Genomic DNA, 20,290 nt, shown 5'->3' on the forward strand with positions numbered 1-20,290 from the left:
CCATGCGACGGATTTTCACGTTTTTCGTTGCCGGAGTGCTGGTTCTATCGATCGTTGGGCCGATGGGCATGGGCTCGGCGATCGCGCAGGACGGCGACAACGAAACGACCGGCGACCAGGGCGAGCTCGAGGCCGACGCGATGAGCAACGAAACGGAGGCGATCGAGAGCGCGGCGATCGTCGAGGATCGGAACCAGTCGATCCAGTTCGGCGAGTGGGCGGAACTCCTCGGCTGGGGCTTCGAGGACGGACGGGTTCAACTCGTCATCCGGACAGAGAGACCCACCGAGATCGTGGTTTCCGACGGAATGGCGGGCATCGGGAAGGAAGGCGCGGTAAGCGTCCCACAACACGAGGAATCGCTACAGGCGGGAACTCACGTCGTCACGATGCCCGTTGAGACGTTTCGGGGCGGCCACAGTGTCGGCGTTGCAATTGACGACGCACAGGTCCGACTCTCGAGCGAAATGCGAGAGGACGAGCCAGACGACCCGCTGCAGTACTTCGGCGGGATGAGTGGCCTGTTCTGGGGTATCGGCATGACGACCGGACTGGCGGGCGCTGCGGCGGCGTACGTCGTCTACAGAGAGGATAGCGGAGTGATCAAAGCATGAGCGACACGAGCGACACCTACGACGGCTGGGGCGATCGACTGACCTACTTGCTGGCAGAAGGCCAGATTCTGGCGTTAGGATTGTTCTTCAGCATGGGCGTGGGCTTGTGGCTCTGGCAGCCGTCACTGCCGAGCGTGCCGCCGGTCACGCAGGGGATTATCGCCGCGCTGTTGCTGTTCGGCCCGCCGCTGTTCGGCATTTTCGTGACCGGCGTTCGGAAGCTTCGCCAGAAACGGATGGTCACCGTCCACCACATCAACGGCGTGACCGACGTTCGCGAGAAATACTACGTCGAGCCGTCGGTTTGGCAGGAAAAACAGGTCGACGGCCCGAGCCCGTTCACGGTGAACGACGGCGCGGCGTTCGAAGTCCGCGAATTCGAGCATCAGGAGGATATCGGCCAGTTAGTGGTTCGAGGCTGCTATTTCTCGCAGCTATCTGACTCGAAACTCATCACGATCAAGGCGATGCTCGAGGACATCCACGGCGATCTCGTTGAAGAGTTCCTGGCGTCGAACCGAATGCGCGGCCGAATCAGCAAGATGGGGCTACAAATCCAGAAGGACGTGGTGAACGAGGAAGCCGAAGCCGACGAACGCGGGTTGATGAATCCGCGAACGGCGGTGAAGTCCCGATTCGAATCTGCGAGAGAAGACGCGGAAGGGAACGCCACAGAGAACATTCAGGACGTTTCTCGCTACGTCGAGGAGTACGCCGACGAGCACGGTATCGAAACGACTGGCGGCCCACCTGCAACCCAAGAGCAAGCCGCACAGGCAGCCACAGACGGAGGTTCTGAACGATGAGCGACGAGCAAGACAACTACACGGTCGGCGGCTTTCGGGAGTGGCAGGACGGAAAGCTGGCGCGTGACCCGGACGAGGCGCTACCGCACTCGGGATTCATCCGTGATGAGCAAATCGACCGGCAGATGACCATGCGCGCGCTCCATCACGATCCTGACCGCTGGGATTCGAAGGCGGCGGCGACGTACATGGACGTGGGGAAGAACCGTCAGATCCTTCGAGGCGAGGGAAGCGACACGGCCCGGAACGCGCTCGAGAACGGCGATACGCTCACATTGAAACACTATCTCGGCGACCCGGCGCAAGAGGCGGACCTCTCGGGGATCAAAGCCATCACGCGCTTGCAGGAGATCGTGGCCGGACCGGCCCCGGTGATCGTGCTGCTCGGCGAAATGGGAGCTGGCAAAACGAACCTCGCCTGCCTCCTGGCACAACTCCGTGATCGGTGGGTGGACGGCAACATGAAAATCGCATCGAACATCCGGACGCTCCCGCGAAATGACGACTGGGTGCGCGACAACGGCGACCTCGAGGACGGCTGGATTCCACACTATCCGCTACTCGAGGAGTGGGTTGGTCAGGACGGCAACCCGGTCGAAAACCCGCAACAGCCGAAGCTATTCATCGGCGACGAGTTCTCGACGAACGCGAGCGGGTCCGGCGAGGACGGCCAGTTAGTCCGTAAACTGATGGGACCGCTGGTGTTCAAAATCAGGAAGTACAACGGCGCACTCATCTACATCGGCCATGACGAGAGTTCAATTCATCCGCTTCTCTGGCGCGTCGGGACGATCCTGAAAAAGCCCGATCGGAACGACAAGGGGAAAGCACTCGTCGCAGAACGCATTTCAGGCGGGAAGCTCCGTGACGTAGATCCGCGGCCACTGAAAGGGATTCCTCCGGCGGATTTCGAACCGCACACGAACGACGAAGCCGACTGGTCCTGGCGTGCTCCCTCCGGCGACGAGAAAGACGGGCCTGCAATCGCCGAAGAGGACGTGAAAACGGTCGCTGCGTGGACGATGGAAGCCTGTCGCGAGCAAGGTATGTCGGCCCGCGAAACCGCCGAATTCGTCCCGTACAGTCATGCTACCGTCTCAAACTGGTGGAAAGAGATTGATGAAGGCGGAGAGAAGCGCGAATGGGTTGACAACGTCGAGAAGGTGATCGCATGAGAGCGTCGGGTTGGAAAGCTGTAAAGCGCAACCGACCCCCCTTTAGTCACTGTCAAGCCCAAAGCCCACCGCGCTTGCTCCCTATCGGGAGCGAAGCGGACCGTGGGCGTTGCTCGCTCGAGGCAGCGGAGGAGTATATATATCGGCGCGCGGGGCGCGTGCGAACACTCCAAAAGCTGATATTTTTGGATAGCGATTTCGAAAAAATCGCGGCGTGCGCGTTGTGGGGAAACTCCTGAAATGCCGTCGCACAAAGCCAACAAGTACGGAACCGCGTGTGAGTACTATCTCGCAGAGAAATACCGCGTCGATCTCGTCGACGAGAACGGCACCCGGATCGATACGAGCTGGTACGACGGTCTCAAAAACGGCGTTCCGTGGGAGTTCAAGGCCACGAAGTACAAGCACGCTGACGGCCAACCGGGCAATTTCAAGGTCTACAAGCGATATCACCGTAAGTTACAGCGGAACGGAGGGAGGTATGGATTCGCCGTCTATCGAAAGCGCGGCCGGGGAACGCAGATTCTGAAAACGACGTCCATTCCTGCATCCAGGCTGCCCACGTTGCGCTGGCACGGCGGGGGCGATCACCGCGACACCAAGCAGGCAAAAATCTCGATCGAGGATGTATTCTAATCTCGATCAACGGTCACCGACTGTTCGGCTTCGAAGCTAACGACTCGAGTGCTGAGTGTCTTGGCGATCTCCTGGCGCTGCTCGTTGGTGAGGTCGTCGCGCTCGAGGACCTGGCGTGCAGCCGCAACGAGTTTCGGCACGTCGTCACAGGCGCTGACGACGGCTTTGGTCTTGTTACAGTCGTAGAAGTCCGCTGCGCGGTTGATGGGATCAAGGCGATACTCGTACTTGCCGTCGGTTCGGATTCGCATACCCGTACACACGACCCCTCGAATCCTAGTTTTTTCGACTCACTGGACCCGGCCCAAAGCCCATAATCGGGGTGTTTCTATCAACTCGTCAGAGTGGTTTCAGTGATCGTCGTGTCGATCGTCGGTCAATATGCACACGGCGTTCCCGATCTCGTGTGCATATTCGGGAAACTGGATTTGTCGACGTGCAACCCCATGAGGTGGATGGAATAGAGTACAATCAAACTATTATTTCTCTTCGGGAAGCTGTTGTCGTCGTTTAATATTGTAGTAATCTTCAAGTTGTGATGATATGAAGGTTGACGCGCCCAGCGCGAGTGCCAGAGTTGCCTCATCGCCAAAGAATGGGTAGAATGAGATAGCTATCGTTATTCCCAGAGACACCGCAATTCCGGCTCGAAGTTTTTTCTTCTGCTCTTCGGACATTTCCTTCGAGAGTTCACCTTGATCAAAAGCCGCTGCAACTACTACTCTGGCAGCAAGTGATCTTGTTTGTGATATGTCATCCCGGAGCGGTCCGTATGGATCAACTGTCTGCTGAAAAATGAGCCCGAGTTCTGTAGAACTAGTGTCCGAATCCAAGCCCTTCGTAGTCACTCGAGAGAGTTCTCTGGCCACAGATCCAATCAACTGGTCGGAGCCTGTCCAATCAGTTTCTTCGAAGTCATTAGCAGCCAAAGCCGCCAGAGCTGGCTGAGTCTCCAACAGTTCACTCGAGGCAATCCTCGACAAGGTCGACTGAGTCTCTATCAGTTCACTCGAAGCAATGGCTGCCAGAGCTGGCTGAGTCTCTATCAGATCACCTGAAGCAATCCTCGCCAAGGTCGACTGGGTCTCCATCAGTTCATTCGAAGCAATGGCTGCCAGAGCTGGCTGAGTCTCTATCAGATCACCTGAGGCAATCCTCGCCAAGGTCGACTGGCCAGCGAATAACCCGGTGAATTGTTCACCGTCTTCCATTGTGAACGTTTTAGGATGGAATCTACTTAAGGGGTCTGAGTCCGAAGTGAAAGTGGTCATAAGGGATTCAACAGAAGGAACTATGGACACCGTATCCTTCTGGATTGGTCTCACCTACGTTTCGTGTGCTTCAACTCGAGATCCGCGTGCGGAAGCGGGGCGGGGGCGTTGTAATTTTTAGCGAATGTCCCCTTGGGGACACCTGCCAAGGGGGCTTTCGCGCGCAGCGCGAAACGACCCCGCACGCGGTGCGGCGCGATCGCGGCGCGCACCCCGCCCTCGAGGGCTCGAGTCCAACCAGATTTGTCTAAGAAGTCGTGTTACTCAAGCTGGCTTGTAGAAAACAGCCACGAAAACAGCGTCGCCACTACGGAGACCGATTCACCGATCCGCAACAGCACCGACGAATCCGGTTTCGTTCCCGCCGCCGGGAGTCTTCCAGGTCAACTCTGCGCCCCGGAGGATCGTCGGATCGTTGCCCGACTTCGACCACTTCTCGAGGGCTTCCGCCGCGATCGTCGTGACGTTCTCGAAGCTGTCGGCTCTCAGCTGCGAGAGAACCGTATCGATCCGCATTCGCTTCGGATTCCCGCCGTCGTCGAAATCGAGTTCCGCACCGTTCTCGGCGAGCCACTGCTGGAACGGCGATGACTCGGCGACGTGATCGGCGAGTCCCATCAGGTGCTGCATCCGATCGGCGTAACTCCCGATCGCGTACTCGGCGCTCTCGACGAGCGCGCGTAACTCGTCGCGGTACTTCCGGGCGCGGAACGAAACGTCTCCCTGATCTAACTCGAGAATATCATCGAGGTCTTCGATCGCGCGGTAGATCGTCGCGGGGTGCTTGCCCAGCTGGTCGACCAAGTCGTCGATCGTCGAGCCGCCGTCGGTCGCGACCGTCTCCGTGACCGCCTGGGGCGTCTCGCCCATATCTCGAAGCGTCGTCAGTAACAGGTGGTCGCTTTTCGCCTCGAGGCGCGGCGTCGGATCCTCGTAGAGTTCCACCAGGTCGTCTCGCGCAACGGCGTCGAAATGGTCGTCGGCGATGTAGACACCGTTTCCGTCTGGACCGAGCGGAATGTCTTCCCAGTGAAGCGCGTTCAGTAGCGTTTCCTCGATTTGTTCGGTCACTTTGTGCCGATCGGCCCACGCCCATGCCTCGCCGTCGTTATTCGATTTGTTTACCAGCACCTCAACTTTCGGATGGTAGGACGGGTGATCTTTCGAAACCGCGTCTGGGTTCTTCAGCTGATAGATTTCGAACTTCCGTCCAAAGGTGTGGCCGGGAAGCAGCTTACTCGCCGACGTGGGATCGAGAAACAGCCGATTCTGGTGGTTGATCACTTCCTCGTTATCGATGTGCAGCTCGGCTTTCACGCCCTCCAGGTCGGACAGGTAATGCGCGACCTTCTGCAGTACACCGGCCGACGAGAGCTTTTCCGCCCACTCGCGACGGATACGGACGTAGCGTTCGTACGCCCACATACGACTCGCTGAGTGCGGTTGTTCGCGGAAATAGCTCGAGTGTATTCGTTCACCCGCATGCTCGAATACAGCGGCGTAGAACGCTGGCAGTAGCTCGAGACCGCGTTCGGGTTCGATGTTACTCGTATGGAACTCAACGTCGACACCGTCGACCTCACCCACCTGATTTTCCCACGGGAGATTCACCGGATCGCCGGTCTCCCAGTGACGCATATTCGGGAACCGCGGTGAGATATTGAACGACGCTTTTCGTTCGCCTCGCCCACGGCCCACCAGATCCCACTCATACAGCCTCTCGACGTTGATTCCGTCGGACAGTCGCGGCGCGAATCCGGACTTGCTGTAGCGTACCTCCAGGTGCCAGGGCTCGCCGTCGATCTCGATGTCCAGCTCGAGATTGCCTTCGAACGGTGGCCCGAGCATCACCGACGAGAGTGCATCGTACGGACCGCGGCCCCAGTTGGGCCACTTCCAACGGCCTTCGATCTCGTGCGGCGTCGTCTCGACTTGTGACACGCCTACTCACCCTGTTCGGACTCGAGAAGCCCGGTCAGCACCGCTACGGGGTTCCACCACGTCGCACCCTGACAGCGGTAACAGACGTGTTTGAACGACGTGAGCGTAGTCGCCTCGAGGTCGTGCGGGTCGGCCTGGGATGGCTGGTCCAATTCCTCGAGGCGAACGCGTTTGACACGCGTCTGCCCACAGCCCACGCAAAGCGCGTCGACGGGAATACCGATGTGACCAGCCTTCGGACTCGCGAGTTCACTCTCGCGATTGCGCTCGGTATCGGCGCTCACAGCGGCCCCTCCCTGGCGTTCCGAACGTCTCGAGTACAGTCAGGACAGAGCCGGCGGAGTGCGTTGACTCGATTATCACAGCGGTCGCACTCGCGATCTTCGACGAGACGGCTCACGCTGAACCCACTCCGATTTCGAGTTTGGTTTCAGCCCGTGCAAGCAGGTTTCCGATTGTACCCGGCTGTCGGTTCGTCTGGCGGCTGTACTCGCGAACACCGGTTCCATCGATCCTGACGGCGCGGAATGCCTCTCGTTCAGCGTCTGTGAGCGCTGAGAGGTCCGGCTCAAAGTCACCAAGTGTCGCCTGCTCAGGCATCCCGATCACCTCGAGTCAACCGACCACCACAGAACGGGCAGATATCGCCCTCACGTCCTGAGACCTCGAATAGCGTGTTCTCGCAGACGTGCCGGGCGGGAAACCGCATTCGAGCGAGACGCCGCTCTTTCGCTCGCTCACTCATCGAATCTACCTCCGTTTTCGCGATCGGGAACCCGAACCTCGAGACCGGCAGCGGACCCCCGGCTCAGTCGTCGGTAAGAATCGCAGTTTCCACAGCGATGGGCTCGGTCGTTCTCGTCGCCAAAGACTCGCCCAAATCGATCCGTCACATGTTCTCCGCAGTTCTGACAGGTCGATTCGCTAACAGACGGCCATGGTGCGACCGTCATACCGAACACCCCGTATTTCCTTCGCTGAAATCGCCAAACGGCGCGGGGGCGAATCCCGTCCCGTCAATCACTCGGTTCTGAAGGGGGGTTTCTACACTCGAGGACCGAGTGCATAATTCTGGCTTAGCCGCTAAGGTAGCGACTATCGGAACAATTCGAAACGTGACAACAATCCGATGGACTCGCTGGGATTTGAACCCAGGGCCTCTTCCTTGCGAAGGAAGCGATCTACCACTGATCTACGAGCCCTCGAGCACACCTAACTCCGGTTTCTATTTGAGGCTTGTGTTTCGGGGACGCCCTCGAGCCGGCGACTAGATCGACACCCGGTCACGCTGGGTCGACGATTCGACGTGTAAGACTCGAGCGCGGCCTGCGAGCAGCCCGATCAGAAACCCCGTGAAGTGTGCGATCAGCGCGACGCCCGGCGCGAACGTTGTGAGCGTGACGATCACCGCGACGACGAAGAAGACGGCGTAGGTTACCCAGTTTGGGACGTCGATCACCGACGCGATCCCGCTCGAGAGTCGGTTCCCGGACAGGAGATAGCCAAGCAGCGCGAACACGGCACCGCTCGCGCCGAGCACACCCGGGGATGCCCCGCCAGCGCCCGAAATTGACGCGAAGCCGGACAGGACCAGAATCTGTGAGATGCCAGCGATGGCTCCCGTAATCAGGAAAAAGGCGTGAAATCGCAGGCGACTCGTCGCTCGAGCGATCGGCCAACCGAACAGCACGAGCGCGATCGAATTCGAGAACAGGTGGCCAATGCCGTCGTGGGCGTAGACGCTGGTGACGATCGTCCAGGGATCGTTCGAAAGCGGCGCAGCGAGGACGAACAGGCCGCTCATCGCGCCGAGAATCGAGGTGAGAAACTGCACGACGAAAACGAGCACGAAGACGACGAGCAACTCAAGGATCGGACTCTCGGACCCGGATCGAGTCGACATACACGTACTCGGGCCGCGAAATACAAAAAGTGTACACTCCGTACGCGGCGTCGTTCGAGGGTGAGAAAACGCGACCGGAATCGACTCCGAACTCAGTCTTCGAGGACGATTTCGATCGAAACGTCGTTTGGCACCTGAATGCGCATGAGCTGACGGAGTGCGCGTTCGTCGGCGTCCAGATCGATCAGGCGCTTGTGGACGCGCATCTCCCAGTGCTCCCACGTCGCAGTCCCCTCTCCGTCGGGGGACTTTCGGGTCGGGATCTCGAGGGTTTTCGTTGGCAGTGGAATCGGTCCACTGAGGTTGACGCCGGTGTTGTTCGCAATCTCGCGGACGTCGTCACAGATGTCGTCTAGGTCTTCTGGACTCGTGCCCGCGAGTCGAACGCGTGCCTGTTGCATCTATTTACTTCTCGTTGACTTCGAGGACCTTTCCGGCCGCGATGGTCTGACCCATGTCGCGGATGGCGAAGCTCCCGAGTTCTGGGATCTCGCTCGATGGCTCGATGCTGAGTGGCTTCTGTGGCCGGATGGTGACCACGGCAGCGTCGCCCGACTGGATGAAGTCGGGGTTCTCCTCGGCGACCTCGCCCGAGGCTGGGTCCATCTTCTTGTCGATGGACTCGATCGTACACGCGACCTGTGCGGTGTGTGCGTGGAAGACCGGGGTGTATCCCGCCGTAATGACGGATGGGTGCTGCATGACGACGACCTGTGCCTGGAACGTCTCGGCGACGCTCGGTGGGTCGTCGGCCGGGCCACAGACGTCACCGCGGCGGATGTCGTCCTTGCCGAGGCCGCGGACGTTGAATCCGACGTTGTCACCGGGCTCGGCTTTTGGCACCTCTTCGTGGTGCATCTCGATCGTCTTGACTTCGCCGCCCACGTCGCTGGGCTGGAAGGAGACGTTGTCGCCGATGTTCATGACACCGGTCTCGATACGTCCGACTGGGACGGTACCGATACCGGAGATGGTGTAAACGTCCTGGATCGGGAGTCGAAGCGGCGCGTCCGTCGGCGGCTCGGACTCCGGCAGATCGTTCAGGGTCTCGAGGAGCGAACGTCCGTCGTACCACGGCGTGTTGTCCGAACGCTCGGCGATGTTGTCGCCCTCGAACGCCGAGATCGGGATGAACGAGTCGTCGTCGACTTCGAAGTTGACCTGATCGAGGAGTTTGTTCACTTCCTCGACCACGTCGTTGTAGTCGTCCTCGGAGTAGTCGACGATGTCCATCTTGTTGACGCCGACGATCAGTTTCTCGATACCGAGCGTTCGCGAGAGGAAGACGTGCTCCTGGGTCTGTGGAGCAACGCCGTCGTCTGCGGCGACGACGAGAACTGCGTGGTCTGCCTGGGACGCGCCGGTGATCATGTTCTTGACGAAGTCCCGGTGGCCAGGCGTATCGACGATCGTGAAGTAGTACTGATCGGTGTCGAACTCCTGGTGGGCGATGTCGATGGTGACACCGCGCTCTCGCTCTTCGGCGAGGTTGTCCATGACGTAGGCGAACTCGAAGCCGCCCTTGCCTTTCTCTTCTGCTTCTTCGCGGTGCTGTTCGATGACGTGCTCGGGTACGCTCCCCGTCTCGTAGAGGAGTCGTCCCACGAGCGTACTCTTCCCGTGGTCAACGTGGCCGATGATGGCCAAGTTCTGGTGTGGTTTGTCTTCGCTCATTGTTGTAGCTCACGCGCAAGGCGCTTATATCGGTCTCTTTTGGCAGTAGCGGTTAAAACCATTTCGAAAGCGTATTCGAGCGACCCCCGCTCCGTCTGCCGGTTTGCGCCACGTTCACACGAACGAGGGTGTAGTGCGACCATCCCAAATCGACCGCCAGCGGACGGCTATTCGATGGGGAACGACAGCAGTCGTGGCTCGAGGCGAGGACGAGAGCAAACACGGCAAGCAAAAGGACGAGAGCAAACTCGACGGGCAAAATACGCTCGGTGACGCTGGTTACAGCTCGGGCAGCCGGCCAACGTCCGAGAGTACGGCCGTGGCCGTTTCGGGACCGCCCGCACCGCGACCGCTCGAGGCGAGCGAGCCTGCGTGGCGCGTCTCGATTTCGACGATGTTCTGCGTGCCGGTGACCGCGAGCGCGCCGTGTTCGGGGACCAGCCGCGGCCCGACGCGGACGCTGTCGCGGGACGCTTCGCCGATGAGTCGAATGGTTCGGCCGTCCTCCGCGGCGAGTTCGAGTGCGCTTCCGGGGATGTTCTGGATCCCGTCGACGTCGGCGTCTGCGAGCGAGAAGCCGCCGTCGTTCAGGACGTTCGCGAGGATGACGAACTTGAGCGCCGCGTCGGTGCCGTCGACGTCGAAGGTCGGGTCGGCTTCGGCGACACCCAGATCCTGAGCTTCGGTGAGGACGTGTTCGTAGTCGAGCCCTTCCGCGGCCATCCGGGTGAGGATAAAATTCGCGGTGCCGTTGAGGACGCCGCGGACGGCGGTGACGGCCTCGGGCGTGCAGTCCTCGATCGTCGAGAGAACCGGGATCGCGCCGCCGACGGTGGCTTCGAACCGGATCGATCCCTCGCTATCCGCGGCGAGTGCCTGTATCTCTTCGTACCGTTCGGCGACGGGGCCTTTGTTCGCCAGGACGACGTGTCGATCGGCCTCGAGTGCACGTTTCGTGTGCGTGAAGCCGGGTTCCGCGTCGCCGAGCGTCGTCGGCGTCGCTTCGACGAGCACGTCGTAATCGGCTTCGAACAGGGCATCCGGTTCGCGGTCGCCGACGGGGTCGTCCCCGGCCTTGCGCTCGAGGACGGCTTCGACGTCGATGCCATCCGCGTCGACGGTCGCGGAACTCGAGTCGGCGAGCGCGACGACCTCGTGGCCGTACTCGCTCGCGAGGTTCACGACGGACGTGCCGACGGAGCCGGCACCCAACACGGCGAGCCGCATCAGGCCTCACCTCCGGGGAGCGGTTCGACGACGGTAAGATCCTTCTCCGCGCCGATCGATCGGATCGACTCGAGTACCTCCTCGGCTCGGCCGGTGTCGATCGCGAGTCGAAGGCGCGCGCTGGCGATTCCGGTCGTTCCGTCCGGGGCGGCAAGCGAGAGGTCGAGAACGACGGCGTTGGCTTCGGTTTCGATCGCAGAGAGCGTATCGGACAGGTCGGTGTCGACGACGTGGCCGACGAGGACGACCGACACCTCGCCGCCGTAGCGTTCGGCTCCGGCCTGGATGACGTTGACGCCGCCCTCGCGGAGGGATTCGACGACATCGGCGAACCGGTCCGGCGGACACTCGAGGTCGACTTCGACGGGGATGTGTCCGCGCGGGGTGATGTTCCCGCGCTCGTGGTGAATGCTCAGGAGATTGCCGCCGTTTTCGGAGATCGGCGCGAGCGCGCGGAGTAACTCACCCGGCTCGTCGACGAGTTCGAGGCGGACGGTGTAGGCGCGAAGTCCGCCGTCGGAGCTCGGATCGGCAGGCTGTGTTCCGTCTACTGTACTGGATCGAGATCCCGTGTCGTCGGGGGTGGGCGAATCACCCATCGTCGACACCTCCCCGTAGGCGTCTACACGTCGTCATAGTCACTATCTGAGTAATGGGCGGGTAAAAACGTATAGTCGTTCCCAAAACTGTCCGGCCTCGTCAACGGCTACCACACGAGGTCGAACGTCGAGTGCAGGCGGCTACAGAGGAGCCGGACACGGATGGTTGAGGCGAGTCGGACACGGACGGTCCAGATAAGCCGAACACGGGCGGCTACAGGTGATCTTTTCCGGGGTTCGACGATCCCCAGTCGCCCCGGCCGCCTTCGGTCCGGTCGATACCCATGATCGATTCGGCCTGATCGGGGCCGCCGAGTTGGTCTCGAGCGTCGGGGACGCGAACGGTGATGTCCTCGATTTCGTCCCATGTGAGGAGTTCTGCCTCGATGTTGCCCGTCGTGATGTCGCTCACCGAGCAGCCGCTACAGCCCCCGCCGAGTTCGATGACGACCTCGCCGGTGTCGGGATCCGCGGTTCGAACCGCGCTGGTACCGCCGTGCATCTGGATGATCGGCATCTCGCGTGCGAGCCACCGTTCGACGCGCTCGCGGAGCGGCTGTTCGGCCTGGGAGTCACTCATTGGCGCAACTACTGTCTCGAGGAAAGAATACGTTCCGCTGCGTCCGAACGATCGTGAAGGTTTCGAAAAGCGACGCGTCGGCTCACCTGAAGAGGCTCGGATCGGTCAGCGACGGCGGGTCGGCCTGTTTGCTGGATTCGATCGGGAACGTGTACAACGCGTTTTCCGGATTGTCGGCCGTCGTGTAGGCCGTGCTGCTCGCGGCGAACGTCTCACCGGGCGTTATCACGCGCGCCGTCCAGAACGAAGCCGTCGTCGGCTCGCGCCACCAGGCGAGTTCCGCCGGCGACGCGAGGTCCGAGAGGTCGTGGATTTTCACGCCGCCCCCGTACCACGACGAGTAGAGGCGGCCGTCCCGCAGTTCGAAGTTGTGGGAGGTCGTCCAGGGCTCGCCGCCGTAGGTTTCGTCGTACCCCTCCGGGGCCTCGATCGTCGACCGGCGGATCGGATTAGCCGGGTCGGTGAAATCGTAGAGGTCGATGCCGCCCGGACCGGTCGCCGACTCGAGGTCGGTTTCCCAGCTCTCGCGGCCGATCGCGAGAATGTCGCCGGTGTCGTCGACCGCGGCGAAATGGTCGTTCCCCGGGAGGCCGAACTGTGCGTCCCGGATCTCGAAGTCCGTATCGTACCCGCGCTGGGTCTCGAGGTCGGTCTCGAGGAGGCTCGTGAGAACCTGCGGATCGGTCGGATCGCTCACGTCGAGCAGGTAGGTACCAGCGTTCCAGTAGGAGAGTGCCGCGAGACCATCGGTGACGGTAATGTCGTGGAGGTATCGCAGCAACCAGTCGACGTCCGCCCAGTCGGGTTCGTACTCGAGAAGCGACCACCGGGCGAGTTCCTCGATTTCGCCGCCCGAAATATCGAAGACGACGAGCGGATTGTGCGGCGCGGATGCGGTCGAACCGCCGCCTGTGTCGGCCGCGCCGGTATCGCCCGTACCCGTGCCGGTATTGCCCGTACTCGTGCCGGTATCACTCGTAACCTTGTTCGCGGCCACGTAGAGAATATCGCCGTCGACGAAACAGTTGTGGATGTGGTAGTCGGTTTCGTACGGATCGGCCGCGAGGACGGGCTCTGCGGGATCGCTCACGTCGTACACCAAGAATCCGTGAAACACCCCGTCGAATCCGCGGTTTGCCGGTCCCGCGACGACCAGTCGGTCGGCGCTAACTTTCACGTCGAGGATGTCGAGAAACCGTTCCCCAGCGGCGTCGCCCGCGTTTTCGTCCTCGAGTAGGTTCTTCCGTTCGGTCAGCACCGTCAGATCCTCGGGGTCGGTCACGTCGACGGTGGCGAAGCCGTCGACGCCGGCCACGTAGGTGGTCTCACCGTCGTCGCCGACCACGGCCTCCGCGGCCCCCTCGAGCGAGACGCGGTCCAGCGGCTCGTAAGAACCTGTGGGGTCCTCGGCGTCGGAATCAAACAAACAGCCGGCGACACCCAGCGAGAGGCACACGCCTCCGGTCGCCCGAAGAACGGCTCGTCGTCGCATGATGGTATCTGCGACCGCGGCGACCAATAATGCAGCGTCTCGCCGCCCGCGGCTTTGGTGATCGTGTTCGCGGGTTAGTTCTCGAGTCGGCACCGATCGCCAGACTACCTCTCGAGCCGTCGCCGGTCGCCGGTGCCACCCGTGAGCGCGCTCGCGATCGCTCCTTCGACGACCACGTCGTCGCCGTGGTCTGTGACCCGAATCTCGGGCACGTTCGTCATCACCATCTCCGAGACCCGCTCGCGGATCGGGTCGACGACCAGTTCCTCGTTGTGCAACGCGACCGCGCCGCCGAAGGAGACCAGCAGGGGCGCGAACGAATGGATGATGTTCGTCACGCCGAGTGCGTTCCAGTGGGCCATTTGCTCGATTGTGTAATCGGCCAGTTCGTCCTCGCCGGCCAGATCGAAGACGTCTTTCGCGGAAAAATCGGGATCCTCGAGCGGGAGGTCGGTCGAAATCGTCGGGTCGTCCTCGGCGAGCAGCCGCGTGAACTGCGGGATCGCGTTCCCTGAACAGTAGGCTTCCCAGTGCCCATCGCGACCGCACCCGCAGGTGAGTCGCTCTCGCGGGTCGACGACGCAGTGGCCGATCTCGCCGACGTTGCCGTCCCACCCCTGCAGTATTTCGCCGTCACAACAGACGCCGGCCCCGATCCCCGATGAGATCGTGATGTAGACCATGTCGTCGGGGTTGCGATCCGCGTGGAAGCGCTCGCCGATGACCCCAGCGGCAGTGTCGTTGTGGAGGTGTACCTCGTCGGTCTCGAGGAGTTTCGAGATCGGGCCCGTCAGCGGAATGCGATCGATGGTATCCGGAAGGTTCGCTGGGTCGATGACGGCCCCCTCCGCGAGGTCGAACGGCCCGATCGAGCCGATCCCCGCGGCGACGACCTGTTCCGGATCGATCCCCGCTTCGTCACACGCCGTTCGGACCGTCGTCAGGATCCCTTCGGTGACATCGATCCCGGTCGGGCCCCGCGGCGTCCCGTTCTGGCTCCGACCGATGATCGTCCCGTCATCCGTAGCGACGACCGCGCGCACGTTCGTCGCGCCGAGATCGACGCCCGCGTAGTAGACCATTCCTATCCTAAGGACAACCGCGGCGTTACTTAAGTTGCCAGTTTACTCGAATTGGAGTTAACACGTGCCACACCGGCACAGCGAATCCAGATCACCGCGCCGAAGCGAGCTGGTAGCTGCAACCGAGTTCGTCCGTCGCGCGCGGTCAGTCTTACGGATGATCAGTCAGTCGTTGCGGACGAACGTGACGGGCGCTGGCGACGAGAGCAAGATGTCCTGTGCGGTCGAGCCGAACACCGCCTTCCCGGCTGGCGACCGTTTCCGTCCGCCGACGACGACCCGGTCGGCGGCGGTCGTCTCCGCGAGCCCGACGATCGTCTCGCCGTGATCGCCGACAGCGCCGCGAATGTCGTAGGACACGTCGTGTTCGTTCAGAACGTTCTCGAGTTCCCGGATCGTCGCGTGGTGGTTCGCAACGTCGTCCGCGTCGAAGTCGTCGCGCGCCTGATCGAAGTCGAGGCGGTCACAGACTTCGTCGTACTCATCTTGGGTGAAGACGTGCGCGAGCACGACGGTCGCGTCCGCTGGAGCGGCGACGTCGACAACTGCCTGTGCGAGTTCGTCGATTCGGTCAGAATCGGTCGGTCCGACGGCCAGTAGAATCGTATCGAGCGACATATTACCGATCACTCACCCCATCCGCTTAAACGTTAACTGACGATCGAGTACTGAAACGCTCGAGGGGCGTCGGCGCTCAGCCGGAACTACCGTGCAATACAACTAACCTCGAGGCCTCCGGACGGAGCGTATGGACGGACCAGATCTCACGGACCGCGTGGTCCTCGTCACCGGCAGCGGCCGAGGCGTCGGGAGAGAACTCCTGTTGGCGACGGCCGAATGCGGTGCCAAAACGGCCGTTCACTACCACACCAGCGCCGACGAGGCCCGCGAGGTCGCAGCCGCCGCCCGCGAGCGCGGCGCGTCCGAATCGACGACGGTGCAGGGCGACGTTACCGATCCCGAGTCGGTCGACGGCCTCGTCTCGGCGGTCGAATCCGAACTCGGAACCGTCGACGTGCTCGTGAACAACGTCGGCGACTTCGCGCCGTCACACTGGGAATCGATCGACCTCGAGACGTGGAATCGAGTGCTCGAGACGAACCTCAACGGCACCGCCCTCTGTTCGAAGCGCGTCCTCCCCGGCATGCGCGAGGCGGGATTCGGTCGGATCGTCAACGTCGGCTACGCCTCGAGCGATCGGGCGATGGTCAACCCCAAGAACTTCCCGTACTTCGTGGCCAAGACCGGCGTCCTCCAGTTCACCAGAATGCTTGCCGCGGATACGCAGAACGACGGAATCACCGTCAACGCCATCTCGCCGTACGTCGTCGAGAACTCGGCGGAGTTCCCCGAGGAGTTGCCGCGGGGGCGGCCAGCGGACTTCGAGGATCTGATCCGCCCGCTGTATTTCTTCCTCGATCCCGAAAACGAGTACGTGAGCGGCGAAAACGTCGAAGTCGACGGCGGGTGGCTGCCCGAGGACGTGTGAGCGCTCGAGAGTTGGATGGGTCCTGACAGGGTCGACGGAGAAACCCGACACGCTCGCTCGTGGTGGACAAGGACGTGACGACCGAGTACCCTGTTTCGCTCGGCGGGCTCGTCCGTCGACTCCACCAGTTTCGGAAGGTGAACTATCATGTGAACCGTTCAAGTCGATTCAGCAGTTACTCCCCGGTAGTACCGACCAAGAAATGACGTCCTCACACGCTCCATCGATTCCGGACGACACGTACGAAGAACTGATCGAAGCGACGGTCGCTGCGCTGTACAAAAAGGGATACGCTGATCTCGGGGTTCGAGATATCGACGCGGAGTTCAGTAAAAGTCGGCAGCTCATTAACCACTACTTCGACGGAAAAGACGAACTGATAACGGAACTCCTGTTGTACCTCCTCGAGTTCGACGAACGGCCGCTCGAATCGCCCGACAGCGATCCGGTGTCGAAATTGAACGAGGATATCGATAACATACTGCTCGGGTCGAACATGGATGACGACGACGAATTTTGGAGATTTATGACCATAATCTACGATATTCAGTCCCAGGCCCACCACAACTCGGATCACCGGGAACTCATCAACCAGATATCAGACGAATATATCGATCACTTGAGCGAGATCATACGGGACGGCATCGACCAAGGCGTCTTTACCGATGTCGATCCCGTACGGATGGCGAGAATTATCGACGACCTGATCACCGGCACACACATCAGAAAGATCAATTTGGGTCAAGACGAGGCACCCGCGGAAATGCGAGAGACGATCGACGACATCGTGATTTCTCGAGTGTTGCTGAACTCCTCAACAGAGTGACCGAACCGCTCGTCGTTTCTGCCGATCACGTTTCGAAATACGAGTGGCGGATTCAACCAGGCCAATCGGTGCCCGATCCGTGGAACGAGGTGGATACATCTCGAACAAGGGGAACACCTCGAGCCGTAAACGGCGGATTCGAGGTGATTGCAGGCGGGAAATTCAGGTATTCGAAAGGATTGGAGGGAGAAGTAGCAACCTATTTGCCGGTCGGAAAACTATCGATGGGGTATGCGGGCAATCCACACAAAATCACTCACTCGAGAGTTCGGGAACATAACGGCGGTCAAGTCCCTGGATCTGAAGGTCCCCGAAGGGGAAATTTACGGCTTCCTCGGGCCGAACGGTGCCGGGAAGTCAACGACCATTAATATGCTTCTCGGGTTCACGCCGCCGTCGTCGGGAACCGGGACGGTACTCGGTCACGACATCGAGGACGAATCGCTCGCCGTCCGGCAATCAATCGGCGTGCTTCCCGAAGATTTCGGCATGTACGAGCGCCTAACCGCTCGAAAACACGTCCAGTTCGCGGTCGACACGAAAGGGGCGAACGACGATCCCGACGTCCTTCTCGAGCGCGTCGGACTCGCCGATGCGGCCGACCGAAAAGCCGGCGGCTTCTCCACCGGGATGAAACAACGCGTTGCGCTCGCGATGGCGCTCGTCGGCGACCCCGATCTGCTCGTCCTCGACGAGCCGTCCTCCGGACTCGATCCCAACGGCGCCCGGGAGATGCGCGAGATCATCCGGTCGGAGAACGAACGCGGAACGACCGTCTTCTTCTCGAGTCACATCATGGAACAGGTCGAGGCGATCTGCGATCGCGTGGGGATTATGCGCGACGGACGCCTCGTCGCCGAAGACACCATCGATGCGCTCAAAGACCAGTTCGCGGCCGACTCGCGACTAAAAGTTACGGTCGACGCCGTCGAGAGTGGAGTCGTTTCTGCGCTCGAGTCGCTGGAGGGCGTCTCGGATGTGTCCGTCGACGGAACGGCGATTTCCGCCGCGCTGACCGACTCGAGGCGGAAGGCACCGGTCATTAACACCGTCGAAGAAACCGGGGCCGTCGTGACGGATATCACGAGCGAGGAGCCGTCGCTCGAGGATCTGTTCGCGGCGTTTACGAACGATACCCACTCTCCGGCCGATAGCGCGCCGCGTGAGCAGGCCGTCGTCACCGAGGAGGAAAGCAGCGCATGAGCTGGATCCACGTCGCCCGCAAGGACTTCGAGGACGCGATTCGATCGATGATGCTCTGGGCGTTGTCCGTCCTCATGATTCTAACCGTCGCGGGGATCTCGGCGATACCGCACCTCCTCTACATCCCCGGCGAGGGACCGGCTCCCGGGTTCGACGAGGCGATGAGCTTCATGTTCACGTGGATGACCCTGATGATCTCGATTATCGGACTCGTCGTCGGCTATCAGGCGATCGTCAAAGAACGCGAGTCCGGAACCATTCGATTCCTTCTCGGACTTCCGAACACCCGCCGAGACGTCGTCTTCGGGAAGGTTCTGGGACGAAGCGCCGTCGTCGCCGTCCCGACGGCGATCGGCTTTCTCGTCGGCGCAGTCGTGATCGGCGCCCTCTACGACGGCTTCGGCGTCGCAGACTACGTCGGACTCTTCGCGTTTTCGATCCTCATAGGACTGGTGTACGTCTCGGTCGCGGTCGGCGTCTCCGCAGCCGTTAGCACGCGTGCGAAGGCCGTCGCCGGAGTCCTCGGAATCTACGTCGTTTTCGATTGGATCTGGTGGACCGTTCCGATGGGGATCTACTGGATCCTCGAGCGCGAGCTCCCGGGAACCACCGACCTTCCCGCGTGGTACCTTCTCCTCGAACGGTTCGGCGTCTGGGAGCCCCTGGGCGCGATTGCGAGCGCGGTCGTCGACATCGCCGGCGTCGAAACGGTTTCGACGGCCGATCGAATCGCCGGCGACGTTCCGTTTTACCTCGAGACCTGGTTCGCCTGGGTGTTCGTCGCGGCGTGGATTATCGTCCCGCTCGGGATCGGCTACTACCGATTCAATCGAGCGGTGTTGAGCTAAACCTCACAGATGGCTGATTCACGTCGCGTCCGAACGGAGGGGTCCAACGGAGATCGACCGCAGGATACGGGCCACCGCATCTCGCTGTTCTGGCGAATTGCGGCCGTGTTCGTCGCCGTAACGATAATCTGGCTCGTTATCCAGTACGTGAGCCGAGCGGCTTTCGGGACGGGCTACGATCGCGACGGACACGTCGTCTCGGGCGTCCTCGCCACCGTACTGACCCTCCCGGTAGTCGTACTGGCTCGCCGCGTTCTCGATCGACGCCCGTGGGCCGGGTTAGGGCTCGCCCCACTTCGTTCCGGTTGGCAGTCGTTCCTGATTGGATCGGCGTGTTACTTACTCCCCGCAGCCGCCGGGTTGACGGCGGTCGTGGCGCTCGGACGGGTCGAAATAACCCTCGAGACGTCTCTCAGCGAGCTACTGCTGCTCGTCACCAGCCTGATGGCACTCGTGTTCCTCTACGAAGCGTTTCCCGAGGAGTTGGTGTTTCGCGGATACCTCTATCACAACCTCGCCGCCGCGTATTCACAGCGATTGGCAGTGGCCGGTCAGACGGTCCTGTTCACCCTCTGGGCGGTCACCATCGGAGCCGCGCCCACGGTCGAACGCGTCGTGATCTTCCTCGCTATGGCAGCCGTGCTCGGGATGATCCGAGCCATCACCGGCGACGTCTGGGCGTGTATCGGCTTTCACGTCGCCTTCCAGACCGTCCAACAGTTGTTCGCCGGCGGGTGGGCCGGTCACGCGTTCGCCGTCACCAATCCCGGAACGCTCGAGATGATCGCGTTCGGAATCGTCCCCTTCGCGCTCTCGATCGCAGTGCTCGAGATGTTCGTTCAGAACGACGTGGACTGGGGCGAGCCCGAATCGACACCGTTCGAATAGTTCCTCGAGCCGGTTCCACCGTCGCTGGCGAGCACA

25 protein-coding genes and 1 tRNA gene are annotated in these 20,290 nt (G+C 61.2%); 9 read left to right on the forward strand and 17 right to left on the reverse strand.

What is annotated here, in order from left to right; genetic code table 11:
- Positions 1–2: 2 nt before the first annotated feature.
- The 4 genes from HALLA_RS11950 (at position 3) to HALLA_RS11965 (ending at position 3,231) form a co-directional block, all read left to right on the forward strand.
- Entirely contained in the window at positions 3–614 is a 612-nt protein-coding gene (locus tag HALLA_RS11950; RefSeq protein WP_049953570.1) for a hypothetical protein, read from the forward strand.
- Positions 611–1,420, forward strand: coding sequence for a hypothetical protein (locus tag HALLA_RS11955; protein WP_049953571.1), 810 nt, complete (start codon positions 611–613; stop codon positions 1,418–1,420). Before HALLA_RS11950 ends, HALLA_RS11955 begins: the two co-directional genes overlap by 4 nt.
- Positions 1,417–2,595, forward strand: a complete 1,179-nt coding sequence (locus tag HALLA_RS11960; protein ID WP_049953572.1) for a hypothetical protein — start codon at positions 1,417–1,419, stop codon at positions 2,593–2,595. The genes HALLA_RS11955 and HALLA_RS11960 overlap by 4 nt, the downstream gene beginning before the upstream one ends.
- A gap of 240 nt (positions 2,596–2,835) precedes the next feature.
- Complete coding sequence (locus HALLA_RS11965; RefSeq protein WP_049953573.1) at positions 2,836–3,231, forward strand: hypothetical protein; 396 nt, start codon at positions 2,836–2,838, stop codon at positions 3,229–3,231.
- On the opposite strand, the gene HALLA_RS11970 is transcribed toward HALLA_RS11965, so the two are convergent.
- The 17 genes from HALLA_RS11970 to HALLA_RS12040 form a co-directional block, all read right to left on the reverse strand.
- Entirely contained in the window at positions 3,228–3,482 is a 255-nt protein-coding gene (locus HALLA_RS11970; protein WP_049953574.1) for a DUF7692 domain-containing protein, read from the reverse strand. The two genes, HALLA_RS11965 and HALLA_RS11970, sit on opposite strands and share 4 nt — an antisense overlap.
- A gap of 228 nt (positions 3,483–3,710) precedes the next feature.
- Positions 3,711–4,442 (reverse strand): hypothetical protein, encoded by a 732-nt coding sequence (locus tag HALLA_RS11975; protein ID WP_049953575.1) that lies wholly within the window; start codon positions 4,440–4,442, stop codon positions 3,711–3,713.
- Between the two features lie 381 nt (positions 4,443–4,823).
- A complete protein-coding gene (locus HALLA_RS11980) occupies positions 4,824–6,443 on the reverse strand; it encodes a DUF7845 domain-containing protein (RefSeq protein ID WP_049953576.1) in 1,620 nt (539 codons plus the stop codon).
- Between the two features lie 2 nt (positions 6,444–6,445).
- The gene (locus tag HALLA_RS11985) at positions 6,446–6,727 is read right to left on the reverse strand and encodes a hypothetical protein (RefSeq protein ID WP_049953577.1); all 282 of its coding nucleotides are present in this window, start codon (positions 6,725–6,727) and stop codon (positions 6,446–6,448) included.
- A 112-nt stretch (positions 6,728–6,839) separates the two neighbouring features.
- Entirely contained in the window at positions 6,840–7,043 is a 204-nt protein-coding gene (locus tag HALLA_RS11990) for a sigma-70 region 4 domain-containing protein (protein ID WP_049953578.1), read from the reverse strand.
- Positions 7,036–7,188 (reverse strand): hypothetical protein, encoded by a 153-nt coding sequence (locus tag HALLA_RS20655; protein WP_157231372.1) that lies wholly within the window; start codon positions 7,186–7,188, stop codon positions 7,036–7,038. Before HALLA_RS20655 ends, HALLA_RS11990 begins: the two co-directional genes overlap by 8 nt.
- Positions 7,181–7,396, reverse strand: a complete 216-nt coding sequence (locus tag HALLA_RS21335) for a DUF7563 family protein (protein ID WP_084569003.1) — start codon at positions 7,394–7,396, stop codon at positions 7,181–7,183. The genes HALLA_RS20655 and HALLA_RS21335 overlap by 8 nt, the downstream gene beginning before the upstream one ends.
- Positions 7,397–7,573: 177 nt before the next feature.
- Positions 7,574–7,645 (reverse strand) — tRNA-Ala (locus HALLA_RS11995).
- Positions 7,646–7,710: 65 nt separating this feature from the next.
- Positions 7,711–8,346 carry a rhomboid family intramembrane serine protease gene (locus tag HALLA_RS12000; protein WP_084569004.1) on the reverse strand — a complete coding sequence of 212 codons (636 nt, stop codon included), beginning with the start codon at positions 8,344–8,346 and terminating at the stop codon, positions 7,711–7,713.
- Positions 8,347–8,438: 92 nt separating this feature from the next.
- Positions 8,439–8,747: a 30S ribosomal protein S10 gene (gene rpsJ / locus HALLA_RS12005; protein WP_049953579.1), complete on the reverse strand. Its 309-nt coding sequence runs from the start codon at positions 8,745–8,747 to the stop codon at positions 8,439–8,441.
- A gap of 4 nt (positions 8,748–8,751) precedes the next feature.
- Positions 8,752–10,020: a translation elongation factor EF-1 subunit alpha gene (gene tuf / locus HALLA_RS12010; RefSeq protein WP_049953580.1), complete on the reverse strand. Its 1,269-nt coding sequence runs from the start codon at positions 10,018–10,020 to the stop codon at positions 8,752–8,754.
- A gap of 279 nt (positions 10,021–10,299) precedes the next feature.
- Positions 10,300–11,247, reverse strand: a complete 948-nt coding sequence (locus HALLA_RS12015) for a homoserine dehydrogenase (protein WP_049953581.1) — start codon at positions 11,245–11,247, stop codon at positions 10,300–10,302.
- Positions 11,247–11,846 carry an amino acid-binding protein gene (locus tag HALLA_RS12020; protein WP_049953582.1) on the reverse strand — a complete coding sequence of 200 codons (600 nt, stop codon included), beginning with the start codon at positions 11,844–11,846 and terminating at the stop codon, positions 11,247–11,249. The genes HALLA_RS12015 and HALLA_RS12020 overlap by 1 nt, the downstream gene beginning before the upstream one ends.
- Before the next feature lie 214 nt (positions 11,847–12,060).
- Entirely contained in the window at positions 12,061–12,426 is a 366-nt protein-coding gene (locus HALLA_RS12025; protein WP_049953583.1) for a NifU family protein, read from the reverse strand.
- An 82-nt stretch (positions 12,427–12,508) separates the two neighbouring features.
- Positions 12,509–13,918, reverse strand: a complete 1,410-nt coding sequence (locus HALLA_RS12030) for an LVIVD repeat-containing protein (protein WP_157231374.1) — start codon at positions 13,916–13,918, stop codon at positions 12,509–12,511.
- A 104-nt stretch (positions 13,919–14,022) separates the two neighbouring features.
- Positions 14,023–15,000, reverse strand: coding sequence for an ROK family protein (locus tag HALLA_RS12035; RefSeq protein WP_049953585.1), 978 nt, complete (start codon positions 14,998–15,000; stop codon positions 14,023–14,025).
- A 165-nt stretch (positions 15,001–15,165) separates the two neighbouring features.
- Positions 15,166–15,618 carry a universal stress protein gene (locus tag HALLA_RS12040; protein ID WP_049953586.1) on the reverse strand — a complete coding sequence of 151 codons (453 nt, stop codon included), beginning with the start codon at positions 15,616–15,618 and terminating at the stop codon, positions 15,166–15,168.
- Between the two features lie 130 nt (positions 15,619–15,748).
- Here HALLA_RS12040 and HALLA_RS12045 point away from each other — a divergent pair, with 130 nt between their 5' ends.
- From HALLA_RS12045 to HALLA_RS12065, 5 genes are all read left to right on the forward strand, one after another.
- Entirely contained in the window at positions 15,749–16,489 is a 741-nt protein-coding gene (locus HALLA_RS12045) for an SDR family NAD(P)-dependent oxidoreductase (protein ID WP_049953587.1), read from the forward strand.
- A gap of 202 nt (positions 16,490–16,691) precedes the next feature.
- Positions 16,692–17,315 carry a TetR/AcrR family transcriptional regulator gene (locus tag HALLA_RS12050; RefSeq protein ID WP_049953588.1) on the forward strand — a complete coding sequence of 208 codons (624 nt, stop codon included), beginning with the start codon at positions 16,692–16,694 and terminating at the stop codon, positions 17,313–17,315.
- A 231-nt stretch (positions 17,316–17,546) separates the two neighbouring features.
- Entirely contained in the window at positions 17,547–18,518 is a 972-nt protein-coding gene (locus HALLA_RS12055; protein ID WP_049953589.1) for an ABC transporter ATP-binding protein, read from the forward strand.
- Positions 18,515–19,366, forward strand: a complete 852-nt coding sequence (locus tag HALLA_RS12060; protein ID WP_049953590.1) for an ABC transporter permease — start codon at positions 18,515–18,517, stop codon at positions 19,364–19,366. The genes HALLA_RS12055 and HALLA_RS12060 overlap by 4 nt, the downstream gene beginning before the upstream one ends.
- A gap of 9 nt (positions 19,367–19,375) precedes the next feature.
- Positions 19,376–20,254: a CPBP family intramembrane glutamic endopeptidase gene (locus tag HALLA_RS12065; RefSeq protein WP_049953591.1), complete on the forward strand. Its 879-nt coding sequence runs from the start codon at positions 19,376–19,378 to the stop codon at positions 20,252–20,254.
- The last annotated feature ends 36 nt before the right edge of the window (positions 20,255–20,290 follow it).

This window comes from Halostagnicola larsenii XH-48 (genome assembly GCF_000517625.1).
Lineage (GTDB): Archaea > Halobacteriota > Halobacteria > Halobacteriales > Natrialbaceae > Halostagnicola > Halostagnicola larsenii.

Bases quoted from the DNA above. Each gene is read 5' to 3' on its own strand.
- HALLA_RS12050 (WP_049953588.1), top strand. From the start codon at position 16,692: ATGACGTCCTCACACGCTCCATCGATTCCGGACGACACGTACGAAGAA.
- HALLA_RS12000 (WP_084569004.1), bottom strand. From the start codon at position 8,346: ATGTCGACTCGATCCGGGTCCGAGAGTCCGATCCTTGAGTTGCTCGTC.
- HALLA_RS11955 (WP_049953571.1), top strand. From the start codon at position 611: ATGAGCGACACGAGCGACACCTACGACGGCTGGGGCGATCGACTGACC.
- HALLA_RS21335 (WP_084569003.1), bottom strand. From the start codon at position 7,396: ATGACGGTCGCACCATGGCCGTCTGTTAGCGAATCGACCTGTCAGAAC.
- HALLA_RS12015 (WP_049953581.1), bottom strand. From the start codon at position 11,247: ATGCGGCTCGCCGTGTTGGGTGCCGGCTCCGTCGGCACGTCCGTCGTG.
- HALLA_RS11950 (WP_049953570.1), top strand. From the start codon at position 3: ATGCGACGGATTTTCACGTTTTTCGTTGCCGGAGTGCTGGTTCTATCG.
- HALLA_RS12040 (WP_049953586.1), bottom strand. From the start codon at position 15,618: ATGTCGCTCGATACGATTCTACTGGCCGTCGGACCGACCGATTCTGAC.
- HALLA_RS12045 (WP_049953587.1), top strand. From the start codon at position 15,749: ATGGACGGACCAGATCTCACGGACCGCGTGGTCCTCGTCACCGGCAGC.
- HALLA_RS12060 (WP_049953590.1), top strand. From the start codon at position 18,515: ATGAGCTGGATCCACGTCGCCCGCAAGGACTTCGAGGACGCGATTCGA.
- rpsJ (WP_049953579.1), bottom strand. From the start codon at position 8,747: ATGCAACAGGCACGCGTTCGACTCGCGGGCACGAGTCCAGAAGACCTA.
- HALLA_RS12030 (WP_157231374.1), bottom strand. From the start codon at position 13,918: ATGCGACGACGAGCCGTTCTTCGGGCGACCGGAGGCGTGTGCCTCTCG.
- HALLA_RS12055 (WP_049953589.1), top strand. From the start codon at position 17,547: ATGCGGGCAATCCACACAAAATCACTCACTCGAGAGTTCGGGAACATA.
- HALLA_RS12020 (WP_049953582.1), bottom strand. From the start codon at position 11,846: ATGGGTGATTCGCCCACCCCCGACGACACGGGATCTCGATCCAGTACA.
- HALLA_RS12025 (WP_049953583.1), bottom strand. From the start codon at position 12,426: ATGAGTGACTCCCAGGCCGAACAGCCGCTCCGCGAGCGCGTCGAACGG.
- HALLA_RS11990 (WP_049953578.1), bottom strand. From the start codon at position 7,043: ATGCCTGAGCAGGCGACACTTGGTGACTTTGAGCCGGACCTCTCAGCG.
- HALLA_RS11975 (WP_049953575.1), bottom strand. From the start codon at position 4,442: ATGGAAGACGGTGAACAATTCACCGGGTTATTCGCTGGCCAGTCGACC.
- HALLA_RS12065 (WP_049953591.1), top strand. From the start codon at position 19,376: ATGGCTGATTCACGTCGCGTCCGAACGGAGGGGTCCAACGGAGATCGA.
- HALLA_RS12035 (WP_049953585.1), bottom strand. From the start codon at position 15,000: ATGGTCTACTACGCGGGCGTCGATCTCGGCGCGACGAACGTGCGCGCG.
- HALLA_RS11970 (WP_049953574.1), bottom strand. From the start codon at position 3,482: ATGCGAATCCGAACCGACGGCAAGTACGAGTATCGCCTTGATCCCATC.
- tuf (WP_049953580.1), bottom strand. From the start codon at position 10,020: ATGAGCGAAGACAAACCACACCAGAACTTGGCCATCATCGGCCACGTT.
- HALLA_RS11960 (WP_049953572.1), top strand. From the start codon at position 1,417: ATGAGCGACGAGCAAGACAACTACACGGTCGGCGGCTTTCGGGAGTGG.
- HALLA_RS11965 (WP_049953573.1), top strand. From the start codon at position 2,836: ATGCCGTCGCACAAAGCCAACAAGTACGGAACCGCGTGTGAGTACTAT.
- HALLA_RS20655 (WP_157231372.1), bottom strand. From the start codon at position 7,188: ATGAGTGAGCGAGCGAAAGAGCGGCGTCTCGCTCGAATGCGGTTTCCC.